This is a genomic window from Streptomyces sp. NPDC050534 (genome assembly GCF_044457745.1).
Lineage (GTDB): Bacteria > Actinomycetota > Actinomycetes > Streptomycetales > Streptomycetaceae > Streptomyces.
Genome location: NZ_JBITHF010000020.1, coordinates 90,424 through 103,890, shown reverse-complemented (window position 1 = coordinate 103,890; position 13,467 = coordinate 90,424). Strand labels below are relative to the sequence as shown.

General features: G+C 69.4%; 14 protein-coding genes and 1 riboswitch. Of the genes, 10 read left to right on the top strand and 4 right to left on the bottom strand.

The genetic code is table 11. From position 1 onward, the window contains the following. Window positions 1-166: 166 nt before the first annotated feature. The 5 genes from tsf (at window position 167) to ACIBN2_RS43125 (ending at window position 4,359) form a co-directional block, all read left to right on the top strand. Window positions 167-1,003, top strand: a complete 837-nt coding sequence (gene tsf / locus ACIBN2_RS43145; RefSeq protein WP_399143175.1) for a translation elongation factor Ts — start codon at window positions 167-169, stop codon at window positions 1,001-1,003. A 186-nt stretch (window positions 1,004-1,189) separates the two neighbouring features. Further along, window positions 1,190-1,948 (top strand): UMP kinase, encoded by a 759-nt coding sequence (pyrH, locus tag ACIBN2_RS43140; RefSeq protein ID WP_399143173.1) that lies wholly within the window; start codon window positions 1,190-1,192, stop codon window positions 1,946-1,948. 144 nt (window positions 1,949-2,092) lie between these two features. Next, entirely contained in the window at window positions 2,093-2,650 is a 558-nt protein-coding gene (gene frr, locus ACIBN2_RS43135; protein WP_393866760.1) for a ribosome recycling factor, read from the top strand. After that, complete coding sequence (locus tag ACIBN2_RS43130; RefSeq protein WP_399143171.1) at window positions 2,650-3,786, top strand: phosphatidate cytidylyltransferase; 1,137 nt, start codon at window positions 2,650-2,652, stop codon at window positions 3,784-3,786. Before frr ends, ACIBN2_RS43130 begins: the two co-directional genes overlap by 1 nt. A 111-nt stretch (window positions 3,787-3,897) precedes the next feature. Beyond that, window positions 3,898-4,359, top strand: a complete 462-nt coding sequence (locus ACIBN2_RS43125) for an SRPBCC family protein (RefSeq protein WP_399143169.1) — start codon at window positions 3,898-3,900, stop codon at window positions 4,357-4,359. A 399-nt stretch (window positions 4,360-4,758) separates the two neighbouring features. Here ACIBN2_RS43125 and ACIBN2_RS43120 read toward each other — a convergent pair whose 3' ends face one another. Both ACIBN2_RS43120 and ACIBN2_RS43115 read right to left on the bottom strand, forming a co-directional pair. Further along, the gene (locus ACIBN2_RS43120; protein WP_399143167.1) at window positions 4,759-4,914 is read right to left on the bottom strand and encodes a hypothetical protein; all 156 of its coding nucleotides are present in this window, start codon (window positions 4,912-4,914) and stop codon (window positions 4,759-4,761) included. Next, window positions 4,911-5,324 (bottom strand): hypothetical protein, encoded by a 414-nt coding sequence (locus ACIBN2_RS43115; RefSeq protein ID WP_399143166.1) that lies wholly within the window; start codon window positions 5,322-5,324, stop codon window positions 4,911-4,913. Before ACIBN2_RS43115 ends, ACIBN2_RS43120 begins: the two co-directional genes overlap by 4 nt. A 704-nt stretch (window positions 5,325-6,028) precedes the next feature. Between ACIBN2_RS43115 and ACIBN2_RS43110 the strand changes: the two genes are divergently transcribed. Next, complete coding sequence (locus ACIBN2_RS43110) at window positions 6,029-6,769, top strand: class I SAM-dependent methyltransferase (RefSeq protein ID WP_399143165.1); 741 nt, start codon at window positions 6,029-6,031, stop codon at window positions 6,767-6,769. Window positions 6,770-6,861: 92 nt separating this feature from the next. On the opposite strand, the gene ACIBN2_RS43105 is transcribed toward ACIBN2_RS43110, so the two are convergent. Beyond that, window positions 6,862-7,164 (bottom strand): hypothetical protein, encoded by a 303-nt coding sequence (locus ACIBN2_RS43105; RefSeq protein WP_399143163.1) that lies wholly within the window; start codon window positions 7,162-7,164, stop codon window positions 6,862-6,864. A 275-nt stretch (window positions 7,165-7,439) separates the two neighbouring features. Between ACIBN2_RS43105 and rlmN the strand changes: the two genes are divergently transcribed. The 4 genes from rlmN (at window position 7,440) to ACIBN2_RS43085 (ending at window position 12,544) form a co-directional block, all read left to right on the top strand. Beyond that, entirely contained in the window at window positions 7,440-8,546 is a 1,107-nt protein-coding gene (rlmN, locus tag ACIBN2_RS43100; protein ID WP_399143161.1) for a 23S rRNA (adenine(2503)-C(2))-methyltransferase RlmN, read from the top strand. Window positions 8,547-8,594: 48 nt separating this feature from the next. Continuing rightward, window positions 8,595-8,702: riboswitch (TPP riboswitch) on the top strand. An 87-nt stretch (window positions 8,703-8,789) separates the two neighbouring features. After that, window positions 8,790-9,878 (top strand): thiamine ABC transporter substrate binding subunit, encoded by a 1,089-nt coding sequence (locus tag ACIBN2_RS43095; protein ID WP_399143159.1) that lies wholly within the window; start codon window positions 8,790-8,792, stop codon window positions 9,876-9,878. A 44-nt stretch (window positions 9,879-9,922) separates the two neighbouring features. Continuing rightward, entirely contained in the window at window positions 9,923-11,524 is a 1,602-nt protein-coding gene (locus ACIBN2_RS43090) for an ABC transporter permease (protein ID WP_399143157.1), read from the top strand. Continuing rightward, window positions 11,525-12,544, top strand: a complete 1,020-nt coding sequence (locus ACIBN2_RS43085) for an ABC transporter ATP-binding protein (RefSeq protein WP_399143155.1) — start codon at window positions 11,525-11,527, stop codon at window positions 12,542-12,544. It begins immediately after the preceding gene. A gap of 104 nt (window positions 12,545-12,648) precedes the next feature. Here the strand turns inward: ACIBN2_RS43085 and ACIBN2_RS43080 are convergent, their stop codons facing one another. Beyond that, window positions 12,649-13,341 (bottom strand): LAETG motif-containing sortase-dependent surface protein, encoded by a 693-nt coding sequence (locus tag ACIBN2_RS43080; RefSeq protein WP_399143154.1) that lies wholly within the window; start codon window positions 13,339-13,341, stop codon window positions 12,649-12,651. Between the last annotated feature and the right edge of the window lie 126 nt (window positions 13,342-13,467).

The following is a 13,467-nucleotide window of genomic DNA, read 5'->3' as shown; positions in this document are numbered from 1 at the left end:
GTTGACGGCGGGAGCGGTACTGCAGCCAATAGCGCCTCCGGGCGCGGTGAAAGTCGCTCCCGCCGTTCATCCGTAGGTCGGCGGAGTGTCAGCGGCCCCGGACACCTGGGGCCGCAGACCCCGTAGATCTTCGATCTTCCAGACTTCGAGAAAGATTCAAAGACTCATGGCGAACTACACCGCCGCCGACGTCAAGAAGCTTCGTGAGCTCACCGGCGCCGGCATGATGGACTGCAAGAAGGCGCTGGACGAGGCCGAGGGCAACGTCGACAAGGCCGTCGAGGCGCTCCGGATCAAGGGCCAGAAGGGCGTCGCCAAGCGCGAGGGCCGCTCTGCCGAGAACGGCGCCGTCGTCTCCATCATCGCCGACGACAACTCCTCCGGCGTCCTCGTCGAGCTGAAGTGCGAGACGGACTTCGTCGCCAAGGGCGAGAAGTTCCAGGCCGTCGCCTCCGCGATCGCCGAGCACGTCGCCAAGACCTCCCCGGCCGACATCGAGGCCCTGCTCGCCTCCGAGATCGAGGCCGGCAAGACCGTCCAGGCGTTCGTGGACGAGGCCAACGCCAACCTGGGCGAGAAGATCGTCCTGGACCGCTTCGCGCAGTACGCCGACGGCTACGTCCTCGCGTACATGCACCGCACGATGCCCGACCTGCCCCCGCAGATCGGTGTCCTGGTCGAGCTCGACAAGCCCAACGCCGAGATCGCCAAGGGCGTCGCCCAGCACATCGCCGCCTTCGCGCCGAAGTACCTCTCCAAGGAGGACGTGCCGGCCGAGGTCGTCGAGTCCGAGCGCCGCGTCGCCGAGGAGACCACCCGCGCCGAGGGCAAGCCCGAGGCCGCCCTGCCGAAGATCGTCGAGGGTCGCCTCAACGGCTTCTTCAAGGACGCCACGCTGCTCGGTCAGCCGTACGCGCTCGACAACAAGAAGTCGGTCCAGAAGGTTCTGGACGAGGCCGGTGTCACCCTGAAGCGCTTCACGCGTATCAAGGTCGGCATCTGAGTCCGTGCCGCGAGCGGCGTCCCGGCCCGATAGGGTCGGGAGCAGTCGTCCGGTACGCCGTCACGCGCGCGTGACGGGCGACAGCAGATCTGACGAGGAGGCCATTGCCGAGCATGGGTTGCGAACGACACCCCACCGGCAGTGGCCTTCTTCGTATGTGCACCACATGAAAGAGGCGGGATCTCGATGACCACCAAGGCCCAGAAGAGCGACGACGGCAAAGTATCCGGTCGGTTTCTGCTGAAGCTGTCCGGTGAGGCATTCTCCGGCGGCGGAGGCCTGGGTGTGGACCCCGACGTGGTGCACAAGATGGCCCGTGAGATCGCGTCCGTCGTGCGGGACGGCGCGCAGATCGCCATCGTCATCGGCGGCGGCAACTTCTTCCGCGGCGCCGAGCTCCAGCAGCGCGGCATGGACCGGGCCCGCTCCGACTACATGGGCATGCTCGGCACCGTGATGAACTGCCTCGCCCTGCAGGACTTCCTGGAGAAGGAAGGCATCCAGTCCCGGGTGCAGACCGCCATCACCATGGGCCAGGTCGCCGAGCCCTACATCCCGCTGCGTGCCATCCGGCACCTGGAGAAGGGCCGTGTGGTCATCTTCGGCGCAGGGATGGGCATGCCGTACTTCTCCACCGACACCACCGCCGCGCAGCGCGCCCTGGAGATCGACGCCGAGGCGCTGCTGATGGGCAAGAACGGCGTGGACGGGGTCTACGACTCCGACCCCAAGCGCAACCCGGACGCGGTCAAGTTCGACTCCCTCGGCTACGGCGAGGTGATCACCCGCGACCTCAAGGTCGCCGACGCCACGGCCATCACGCTGTGCCGCGACAACAAGCTTCCGATCCTCGTCTTCGAGCTTCTGGCGGAGGGCAATATCGCGCGCGCCGTCAAGGGTGAGAAGATCGGCACGCTTGTGGGTGACCGCGGCAGCCAGGACTGACCGGCAACACCTACGGACCCTGACCGGGGGATGGACAATGTCCTGCGGGTCGGGAACCGTGCAGGAAGAAGACGCGACGCAGCCGGCCGCCGCCCCACCAAGGAACCGCAGCCGGGCCTTACTCAAGACACGCAGGAGCAAGTGGTGATCGAAGAGACCCTCCTCGAGGCCGAGGAGAAGATGGAGAAGGCCGTCGTGGTCGCCAAGGAGGACTTCGCCGCGATCCGCACCGGTCGTGCGCACCCGGCGATGTTCAACAAGATCGTGGCCGACTACTACGGCGCGCCGACGCCGATCAACCAGCTGGCTTCGTTCTCCGTGCCGGAGCCGCGCATGGCGGTCGTCACCCCGTTCGACAAGTCGGCCCTCCGCAACATCGAGCAGGCCATCCGCGACTCCGACCTCGGCGTCAACCCGAGCAACGACGGCAACATCATCCGTGTGGTGTTCCCGGAGCTGACCGAGGAGCGCCGCCGCGACTACATCAAGGTCGCCAAGGGCAAGGCCGAGGACGCGCGTGTGTCCATCCGTTCCGTCCGCCGCAAGGCCAAGGACGCGATCGACAAGATGATCAAGGACGGCGACACCGGCGAGGACGAGGGCCGCCGTGCGGAGAAGGAACTCGACGACACCACGCACAAGTACGTGGCCCAGGTCGACGAGCTCCTGAAGCACAAGGAAGCGGAGCTGCTCGAGGTCTGATGAACGAATCTTCCTGGGGAGCGCCGCCGCACACCGGTTCACCGGCCGGGTACTGGGGGCCGTCGGACCAGGGGCCCGTCCAGGGGGCTGCCCCGGCGGGTCCCGCGTACGATGCGCCTGAGGCGCAGCAGACTCGCCCCATGCCCATCGTGCCTGAGGGACCCGCGTACGGCGGTGACCAGGATGACGACCGGGGGGCCGCTCGGCTGAGCGGCCCCTTGTTCCGCGACGAGACGCCGCAGGCGCCGCCCTACGGGGTGGTGCAGCAGAATCCGGAGCCCATGCCCGACGCCCCGCAGCCGGCGCCCCCGCCGCAGAAGAAGAGCGCGGGGCGCGACCTGGGTGCGGCCATAGGGGTCGGCGTCGGCCTCGGCGTGGTGATCATCGCGTCCCTGTTCGTCGTCAAGGCCGTCTTCGTCGGCGTCATCGCCGTCGCCGTCGTGGTGGGCCTGTGGGAGCTGACCGGCCGGCTCGAGGAGCGCAAGGGCATCAAGGCGCCGCTGGTCCCGCTGGCGCTCGGCGGCGCCGCGATGGTGGTCGCCGGTTACGTCCGGGGCGCCGAGGGCGCCTGGGTCGCGATGGCGCTCACGGCTCTGGCCCTGCTCGTGTGGCGCATGACGGAGCCGCCGGAGGGCTACCTCAAGGACGTCACGGCGGGCGTCTTCGCGGCGTTCTACGTGCCCTTCCTCGCCACGTTCGTGGCGCTGATGCTGACGGCCGAGGACGGCCCCTGGCGGGTGCTGACCTTCCTGCTGCTGACGGTGGTCAGCGACACGGGCGCGTACGCCGTCGGCTGGCGCTTCGGCAAGCACAAGCTGGCCCCGCGCATCAGCCCCGGCAAGACCCGCGAGGGGCTGGTGGGCGCGGTCGGCTTCGCGATGGTGGCGGGCGCGCTGTGCATGCAGTTCCTGATCGACGACGGCGCCTGGTGGCAGGGCCTGCTCCTGGGCTTCGCGGTCGCCGCCAGCGCCACGCTGGGCGACCTCGGCGAGTCGATGATCAAGCGTGACCTGGGCATCAAGGACATGGGCACGCTGCTGCCCGGGCACGGCGGCATCATGGACCGCCTGGACTCGCTGCTGCCCACGGCGCCCGTGGTGTGGCTGCTGCTGGTGCTCTTCGTCGGGTCCGGCTGACGGTCCGGGAAGTCCCACCCGGTCGATGGCGTCGTCCTCGGCCTGGTGGGACGATTCCGTTGTAAGCCCTCAAAAGGGATCGTCTGGGGATCATCCTGAAGGGAGGGCGTCATGACCGCCTTCCATGAAGAGATCGACGTCGACCGGAGCCCCGAGGATGTCTGGGCCTACGTCATCGATCCGTCCCATCTGCCGGAGTGGCAGCTGAGCGCGGTCTCCGTCGAACAGCTCGACGAGGGACCGCTCCACCCCGGCTCCCGGGTCAAGGTCACCCGCCGGGTCGGAAGCCGCGAGATGCCGATGACCATGGAGTGCACCGAGTGCGAGCCACCGCACAGCTGGAGTCTGCGCGGCATCGACGGCCCGGTGAGGGGCCACTTCCACGGGGCAGTGGAACCGCTCGACGACGGCCGCCGCACCCGCGTGACGATGGACCTGGACTTCGAGGCCCACGGCATCGGCAAGGTCCTGCTCCCCCTCCTCGTCCGCCCCCAGGTCCGCAAGGAGCTGCCGCACAACGAGCGGCTGCTGAGGAACAGGCTGGAGCACACGGCGGGCGGGCCCCAGGACTAGGGCCGCCGTCCGCAGCTCTCCGGCCGCCCAGGTCACTCGATTCGATCTGCGCCTCTGAGCGCCGCCATCGAGCGCGTCACGAAGCCGGCTGATCCGAGTACGGAGCCCGCGAGGCGCGTCCTACGTCGGCCGTTCACCGCTGCTGTCCCGCCGCTCCGGGCGACCGTGGCGATGCTGTGCCGCCGGGTGAGTGTCCGCTGGGGCGCCACAGGGCGGAGACGGACAACGGCGTCGACTCCTGTACCGGGCGCGCTGAGACGGCTCGCCCACCCCCGGTCAGCTGTGGCTCCGGTGATGGCCAGGCCGACGTACTGTTCGGCTGCCGGCGGCTCCCACATCGCGGCGCGGTCGGCCAGGCGGGCATCGAGGTCGACCGGTTCGGGGGTGGTGGCGGTTGTTCTACAGCCGGGCCAGGGTGAGCAGGCCGTGGACCGTGCGGCGCCCTGGAAAGGCGCCGTCCAGTGGCAGCCCGGGAAACGGAGAGAGGGAGTCCAGGAGTCGGCCAGGCCACCCGAACCAGCGGTAGCTGTCGGAGGCGGCGCCGCGTGCCGTCATGCTCCGATCCGTTGTCCGTCTCGTCCGTCTCGTCCGGCAGCGGCGATCACGGCGGAAACGATGGCGGTCACGACGAGGCTCCCCATCATGACCATTCCCACGCCGACCATGAAGAGGCCGCTGGAGTCGTCCGACCAATCGGAATAGGCGGCAACGGTGAGTCCGGCGGTGGTGCCGAGCACGGCGCCCGCGATGTAGCGCCGGGACACCGCCCAGTACACCGCTGCCAGCAGAGTCAGCACCAGTCCGATCACCTGCCACGCCTCGTACGGACCGGTCGTCGTGCCATCAGGTTGCACGTCGCGATGCTGGTCCCAGCCCAGCCAGGCAGCCCACCCTGCCAGGGACACCCCAGCCAGCACGAGGATCGACAACAGCTGAGTAGCAGGTTTCCGTAGTCCTTGAGGCATGCCCCAAGCGTTTCCGCTCCCTCCCTCACCCACCAGAGCGCAAGTACTCAACTCCGCCCGAGTACCTCAGCTGTGGGCGGATCGAGTACGAGGAGGCTGGGCCTGGGGCGGCCGCGGACGAGGTGCTGGAGAGCTGGGCGGCTCGTCCTCGCAGTGATCAACGCGAGGGAGGGCAATCGTGGGCGGACCCACGAGCACATCGAGCGAGCGCGCGAAGTGGCAGCGCGCTTGGGTGGGGATCGCAACGACTTCGACACGGAGTTCGGTCCGACGAACGTCGAGATTCACGCCGTAAGTACGGCCGTGGAGTTGGGAGATGCAGGACTTGCACTAGAGGTAGCCCAGCAGGTTGACGCGTCGGGTCTCTCGCATGAGCGGCAGTCACGTTTCCTGCTTGACGTGGCGCGAGCACACGTGCAGCGGCGACACGTCGGTGAGGCTACAGCCGCGCTCTTGGAAGCCGAGGCATTGGCGCCCGAGCAGATCCGCGACCATCACTTGGCTCGCGAGATCATCCGCGACTTGATCCAGCTCTCAGAACCGCGTATCCCCGAGTCGTCGCCGCGCGCCTTGGCTGAACGGAGCGCTGTCATCCAGGGCTCGTCCGGCGGATCATGGGCCGAGTCAGGGCCGGACCGAGGCGAGGGCCGGCCAGTGCCCTAATCGTGTTGACCGCCTCCGGCAGGCGGTGCTGGAGTCGGCACGTGGACAGCATCCCCGCCAACCGGCGGCTCTGGAACCAGATCAGCAGCGCCTACCAGCACAAGCACGACCCGCAGATCGGCGCCACACCCCGGCTGTGGGGCATGTACTCCATCCCCGACGCGCACCTGCACGCCCTCGGCGACGTCACCGGCAAGCGCGTCCTCGAACTCGGCTGCGGCGCCGGCCAGTGGTCCAGGGCGCTCGCCGCCGAGGGCGCCACCGTGGTCGGGCTCGACCTGTCCGAAGCCCAACTCGCCGCAGCGGCCCGCGCGATGGGAGTGGCCCGCTACCCGCTGGTGCAAGGCGCCGCCGAACAACTCCCCTTCGCCGCCGACAGCTTCGACCTGGTGTTCTGCGACTTCGGTGGGCTCAGCTGGGCGCCCCCGCACCTGGCCGTCCCGCAGGCCGCACGCGTCCTGTGCCGAGGCGGGCGCCTGGTGTTCAACGTCGCCAGCCCATGGTTCGAAGCCTGCTACGACGAAGCCGCCGGCCGCGTGACCACGACGCTGCAGCAGGACTACTTCGGGCTGAACACCATCGCCGAAGGCGACGGCGCGACCAGCTACCAGCTCACCTACGGCGACTGGGTCAAGGTCCTGCGCGGCGCCGGCCTCATCATCGACGACCTCATCGAGCCGCGGCCCGAACCCGGAACACCCAACGGCTACAACGAAACCGACCCACCCGACTGGGCACACCGCTGGCCGGCGGAACTGCTCTGGGTAACCCACAAGCCGTAAGTTCCGCCGCGCCGAGACGTGAAGACATCCCCTCGCCGGACAGGCCCTAAGGGTGCCGTAAGGGCTTTCCCGTAACTCCACGAGGCTGGGGGTCACGCTGTGTCAGGGTCGGTGCCGATGGCACCGGCCGAGCGGAGCGAACGCCCGAGGTCTCCGGTGAGGACGCGAGGGTGTCGCCGCCACCACCACAGGTCGGGGCCGGGCAGTCTGTGGAACTGGTCGAGTGCTTGGCCGTCGTCGTCGACGGTCGCGGCCTTGTACCGGTCGTCCAGAGCTTTGATCTGCGGGGTCCAAAGCTGGACGATATGTTCGTCCAGCAGGAGCCACGCTTCGTGCAGCCAGTTTTCGGCAGTAGAGGTCGTTGGTGTACTCGTAGATGTCGTCGCTGTAGCCACGCTCGATGACGCTCACCAGGGCGGCCCACGCGTTCACCCTTCCAGCGACGGTGAATGCCGTCCGCCAGCCGCGCTGGCGCAACAGCTCTCCCACCTCGGTTTCAGCAGCCACGGGTGTGAGGCTCTCATGGTCAGCTCCTGGGGAAGCCGAGAATTTCGGGCAGTCTGTGGGCCGTCCGAAGGGGCTCAGCGGCGACGGACGACGACCACCAACGACAGGTGCCGTAGGTCACAGTCGCAGGTCACCCCAGTCGATCTGCGACACTGGTACCGCCATGCCAAAGCCCGGAGAACTCACTTTCGTCGCCCCCCGCGGAGCCAAGAAGCCGCCGCGGCATCTTGCCGATCTCACGCCTGCCGAGCGCAAGGAGGCTGTGGCCGAGGTCGGGGAGAAGCCGTTTCGTGCCAAGCAGCTCTCGCAGCACTACTTCGCGCGGTACGCGCACGACCCCGCGGAGTGGACCGACATCCCCGCGGGCTCGCGCGGCAGGCTGCAGGAGGCGCTGCTGCCGGACCTGATGTCGGTCGTACGGCATCTGTCGACCGACCAGGGCACGACCCGCAAGACGCTGTGGCGGCTGTTCGACGGGACGCTCGTCGAGTCCGTGCTGATGCGGTACCCGGACCGGGTCACCATGTGCATCAGCTCGCAGGCCGGCTGCGGGATGAACTGTCCCTTCTGCGCCACCGGCCAGGCGGGGCTGGACCGGAATCTGTCCGCCGCGGAGATCGTCCATCAGATCGTGGACGGGATGCGGGCGCTCAGGGACGGGGAGGTGCCCGGCGGGCCCGCCCGGCTCTCCAACATCGTCTTCATGGGGATGGGCGAGCCCCTGGCCAACTACAAGCGGGTCATCACGGCCATCCGTGCGCTCACCGATCCCGCCCCCGACGGGCTCGGGCTCTCCCAGCGCGGCATCACCGTCTCGACCGTCGGGCTCGTGCCGGCCATCCACCGCTTCGCCGACGAGGGCCTGAAGTGCCGGCTCGCGATCTCGCTGCACGCCCCCGACGACGAGCTGCGCGACACCCTGGTCCCCGTGAACACACGGTGGAAGGTGCGCGAGGTCCTCGACGCCGGCTTCGAGTACGTCGAGAAGAGCGGGCGCCGGCTCAGCATCGAGTACGCGCTCATCCGCGACATCAACGATCAGGCCTGGCGCGGCGACCGGCTCGGGCGGCTGCTCAGGGGCAAGCCCGTGCACGTCAACCTCATCCCGCTGAACCCGACGCCCGGGTCGAAGTGGACCGCCTCCCGGCCCGAGGACGAGAAGGCGTTCGTGGAGGCCATCGCCGCGCACGGTGTACCGGTGACTGTCCGGGACACCCGTGGGCAGGAGATCGACGGGGCCTGCGGCCAGCTCGCGGCCACCGAGCGGTAACCTGAGCCGGTACGAACACCCGTACAGAACACCCGTACACACATCTGCATATTCCGACAGGGGAGCGCCACAGCGCTGAGAGTGCGGCAACCGGGCCGCAGACCCTCTGAACCTTGCCCAGGTCATTCTGGGTAGGAAGTTCGGTGATCACTCAAGCTGTTGCGCCCTGCCCGGGAGCCGTCGGCCATGTCCGCCGGTCCCGGGCAGGGCCGCGTCTCTTCCTGGTCAGCCAGGAGGAATTCGGTGAACAACAACAGGAAGCTCGCGGCCGTGGTCGTGGGCCTCGGGCTCGTCACGCTGTCCGCCTGCGGGTCCTCGTCCGGCAACGGCGGCTCCGGCGGGTCCGGCGGCTCCAAGTCCGTGACCCTCGTCAGCCACGACTCGTGGGCCGTCTCGAAGAGCGTCCTCGCCGACTTCGAGAAGCAGTCCGGCTACAAGGTCCACGTCCTCAAGGACGGCGATGCCGGGCAGGCCGTCAACAAGGCCATCCTCACCAAGGACAACCCGCAGGGCGACGTCTTCTTCGGCGTCGACAACACCCTGCTCTCGCGGGCGCTCGACAACGGCCTCTTCCAGTCGTACGAGGCGAAGGGCTCCGACATGATCCTGCCGGAGTACCGGGTCGACCAGGCCAAGCACCGGGTCACGCCCATCGACTCCGGAGACATCTGCGTCAACTACGACAAGGCGTACTTCAGCAAGCACGGGCTGACGCCGCCGCAGTCGTTCGACGACCTGGTCAAGCCCCAGTACAAGAACCTCCTCGTCACCGAGAACGCCGCCACCTCCTCGCCCGGCCTCGGCTTCCTGCTCGGCACGGCCGCCAAGTACGGCGACGCCGGCTGGCAGGGCTACTGGAAGAAGCTCAAGGCGAACGGTGTGAAGGTCGTCGACGGCTGGGAGCAGGCCTACAACCAGGAGTTCTCCGGCTCCGCCGGCGGCAAGAAGGCCAAGGGCGACCGGCCGCTCGTCGTCTCCTACGCCTCCTCGCCGCCAGCCGAGGTCATCTACGCCGACCCGAAGCCGAAGACGGCGCCGACCGGGACGTCGTACGGCACCTGCTTCCGGCAGATCGAGTACGCGGGACTGCTCAGCAACGCCAAGAACACCAAGGGCGGCAAGGCGCTCCTCGACTTCCTGGTGACCAAGGAGTTCCAGGACGACATGCCGCTGAACATGTTCGTCTACCCGGTGCGGGAGGCCGCTCAGGTTCCGCCGGAGTTCCAGAAGTTCGGGCAGCCGGCCAAGGACCCGGAGAAGATGGCGCCCGGCAAGATCGCCGAGAACCGTGACCAGTGGGTCAAGTCGTGGACGTCACTCGTACTGCAGTAGCCGTCCGCGGCCGTCGCGCGGGGAGCGCGGCTCGGCTCGGTCTCATGGCCGTGCCCGTCGCGTTCTTCGCGCTGTTCTTCGCCTGGCCCGTGGCCGCGATCGTGGCGCGCGGGCTCAAGGTCGACGGATCCTGGCAGTTCGGCCGGATCGCGGACGTCGTCACGCAGTCCGACATCCGGCACGTCCTGTGGTTCACCACCTGGCAGGCGCTCGCCTCGACCGCGCTCACGCTGCTGGTCGCACTCCCCGGCGCCTACGTCTTCGCGCGCTTCGACTTCCCCGGCAAGCAGGTGCTGCGGGCCGTCGTCACCGTCCCGTTCGTGCTGCCGACGGTCGTCGTCGGCACGGCGTTCCTGGCGCTCGTCGGACGTGGCGGGCTCCTGGACGAGCTGTGGGGCGTACGGCTGGACACCACCGTGTGGGCCATCCTGCTCGCGCACGTCTTCTTCAACTACGCGGTCGTCGTACGGACCGTGGGCGGCCTGTGGGGCCAGCTCGACCCGCGCCAGGAGGAGGCGGCGCGGATGCTGGGCGCCTCACCGCTGAGGGCGTGGCGGAAGGTGACGCTGCCCGCGCTCGGGCCCGCCGTCGCAGCGGCCGCGCTCATGGTCTTCCTCTTCACCTTCACCTCCTTCGGCGTGGTGCAGATCCTGGGCGGGCCGACGTTCGCCACGCTCGAGGTGGAGATCTACCGGCAGACGTCCGAGATCTTCGACCTCTCCACGGCCGCGGTGCTCACCATCGTCCAGTTCGTGGCGGTGGGCGCGATCCTCGCGGTGCACGCCTGGACCGTACGGCGGCGGGAGAGCGCCCTGCGGCTGGTCGACGCGTCCGTGACCGCGCGGCGGCCGCGCGGGGTGCGGGAGTGGGGGCTGCTCGCCGGCGTCCTCGCCACCGTCGCCGTGCTGCTCGTGCTGCCGCTCGCCGTGCTGGTGCAGCGGTCGCTGGACGCCCCGGGCTTCGGCTACTACCGGTCGCTGACCCACGAGGACGGCGGCACCTTCCTCGTCCCGCCGATCGAGTCGATCGCCAACTCCCTGCAGTACGCGGCCGCCGCCACCGCCATCGCCGTGCTGATCGGCGGTCTCGCCGCCGCGGCCCTCGCCCGCCGGGACGCGGGCCGGCTGGTGCGCGGCTTCGACGCGCTGCTGATGCTGCCGCTGGGCGTGTCCGCGGTGACGGTCGGCTTCGGCTTCCTGATCGCCCTCGACAAACCGCCGCTCGACCTGCGCTCCTCCTGGATCCTGGTGCCGCTCGCGCAGGCGCTGGTGGGCGCCCCCTTCGTCGTACGGACCATGCTGCCGGTGCTGCGGGCCGTGGACGCGCGTCTGCGGGAGGCGGCGGCCGTGCTCGGGGCGTCGCCGTGGCGGGTCTGGCGGGAGGTCGATCTGCCCCTGGTGCGGCGGGCGTTGCTGGTCGCGGCCGGGTTCGCGTTCGCCGTGTCGCTGGGGGAGTTCGGTGCGACCGTGTTCATCGCGCGGCCGGACAACCCGACGCTGCCGGTCGCCGTGGCACGGCTGCTCGGCCGCCCGGGGGACCTCAACTACGGCCAGGCGATGGCCCTTTCGACGATTCTGATGGTGGTGTGCGCGGTGGCGCTGCTGGTGCTGGAGCGGCTCCGTACCGACCGGACCGGGGAGTTCTAGATGCTGCTGAGCCTTCAGGACGCGACGGTCCGCTTCGGCGGCCGGGCCGTGCTCGACTGCGTCGGCCTGGATGTCGCCGAGCACGAGATCGTGTGCGTGCTCGGGCCCAGCGGCAGCGGCAAGTCGACGTTGCTGCGGACGGTGGCGGGGCTGCAACCCCTCGACGCGGGGCGGGTGTTGCTCGACGGCCGCGACCAGACGGGCGTGCCCGCGCACAAGCGGGGAGTGGGCCTGATGTTCCAGGACCACCAGCTCTTCCCGCAGCGGGACGCAGGCGGCAACGTCGCCTTCGGGCTGCGGATGCGCGGGACGTCCCGCCCGCAACAGGATGATCGAGTACGGGAGTTGCTGGATCTCGTCGGTCTCCCGGGCGCCGCACGCCGGGCCGTCGCGTCGCTCTCCGGCGGGGAACAGCAGCGGGTGGCGCTGGCGCGGGCCCTCGCTCCCCGCCCCCGGCTGCTGATGCTGGACGAGCCGCTGGGGCAGCTCGACCGCTCGCTGCGGGAGCGGCTGGTCGTCGAACTCAGGGAACTCTTCGGGCGGTTGGGCACCACGGTCCTCGCCGTGACGCACGACCAGGGCGAGGCCTTCGCGCTCGCGGACCGGGTCGTGGTGATGCGGGACGGGCGGATCGCCCAGTCCGGTACGCCGCTGGAGGTCTGGCAGCGGCCCGCGGACGAGTTCGTGGCCCGGTTCCTGGGCTTCGACAACGTGGTCGAGGGGACGGTGGCCGGTCAGGCCGCGGACACTCCGTGGGGCAAGCTGCCGGTGCCCGAGGATGCCCCCCAGGGCCCGCGCACGCTCCTCGTGCGCCCCGCGGGCGTCCGTCTCGTCCCCGCCGACCAGGGCCTGCGCTGCACGGTCGCCGCACGCACCTTCAAGGGCACCCACGTCGCCGTACAGCTCCAGCCGGAGGAGGCGCCGCGCCTCGAGGCGGCGTGCGCGCTGCGGGCGGCGCCGGAGGTCGGGGACGTGGTCGGCGTGGAGTTCGACGCGGCCGAAGTCGTCGTCCTCGCTTGACCGTTGAGGTCATGGCCCGCCGCCGTGACAGGCCCCGTGAAACGACCGAGGCCCGTCCCCCGGGGATACGGGGACGGGCCACAGCGATACCGCTGAGTGAGGCGTCAGCTCTTGCTGCTCGCGCCACGACGACGCATGCCGAAGAAGACGGCGCCGCCGCCGACCACGACCAGGGCGCCCGCGATACCGGCGATCATGCCGGTGTTGGAGTTCGCACCGGTCTCGGCCAGGTTCGAGTCACCGGCCGCCGGGGACGGCGCGTTGCTCGAGGTGCCGGCCGGAGCGGAGCTGCTCTCCGAGGCGGACGGGGTCGGGGTCGCGGACTCGTCGGCCGGAGGCGTGCTCGACGCCGGCGGGGTCGCCGGGGGGGTCGACTCGCCCTTCGAGCAGCCCTCGGCCGGGGTGGTCAGAGGCGAGCCGTTGATGTCCTTGTCAATGTGGACCCGGTCGGTGTCGACCTTGACGTGGACGCGGTACTGGGCGTTCGGCTTCCAGTCCTCGTTGTAGGTGACAGTCGTCCCCTGGGCCGAGCCTTTGACCTCCTGCGGCTGGCCGACCGGAGTCTCGACACCGGCGGGGCTCTTCAGGAACACGGTGATGGTGGCCGGGGTACCGGAGCCATCCTTGTCGGTGACGACAATGCTGCCCTTGCCGCCGTCGCACTTGGCTTCGGCGGAGAACTCTTTGATGTCGCAGGCGAGCGCGCTGCCCGCGGCGCTCAGGGCGAGCGCGGAGGAGGCGGCGGCAACGCCCAGGATCTGCACGGAACGACGTGCGGTACGACGGGTTATGGACACGTTTGCCCTTCACGGGGTGCGCAACTGCGGGGGGTTGACATGGGGGAGTGAAGCAGCTGTGGAGGCGAAGCCTCACATTCCCCAGGAGAATCACAGGTCTATAAGCGTTCCATAAGAAGTGTCAAT

Coding starts and splice junctions, on each gene's coding strand:
- tsf (WP_399143175.1), top strand. CDS start 167: ATGGCGAACTACACCGCCGCCGACGTCAAGAAGCTTCGTGAGCTCACC.
- pyrH (WP_399143173.1), top strand. CDS start 1,190: ATGACCACCAAGGCCCAGAAGAGCGACGACGGCAAAGTATCCGGTCGG.
- ACIBN2_RS43130 (WP_399143171.1), top strand. CDS start 2,650: ATGAACGAATCTTCCTGGGGAGCGCCGCCGCACACCGGTTCACCGGCC.
- ACIBN2_RS43125 (WP_399143169.1), top strand. CDS start 3,898: ATGACCGCCTTCCATGAAGAGATCGACGTCGACCGGAGCCCCGAGGAT.
- ACIBN2_RS43120 (WP_399143167.1), bottom strand. CDS start 4,914: ATGACGGCACGCGGCGCCGCCTCCGACAGCTACCGCTGGTTCGGGTGG.
- ACIBN2_RS43115 (WP_399143166.1), bottom strand. CDS start 5,324: ATGCCTCAAGGACTACGGAAACCTGCTACTCAGCTGTTGTCGATCCTC.
- rlmN (WP_399143161.1), top strand. CDS start 7,440: ATGCCAAAGCCCGGAGAACTCACTTTCGTCGCCCCCCGCGGAGCCAAG.
- ACIBN2_RS43090 (WP_399143157.1), top strand. CDS start 9,923: ATGGCCGTGCCCGTCGCGTTCTTCGCGCTGTTCTTCGCCTGGCCCGTG.
- ACIBN2_RS43085 (WP_399143155.1), top strand. CDS start 11,525: ATGCTGCTGAGCCTTCAGGACGCGACGGTCCGCTTCGGCGGCCGGGCC.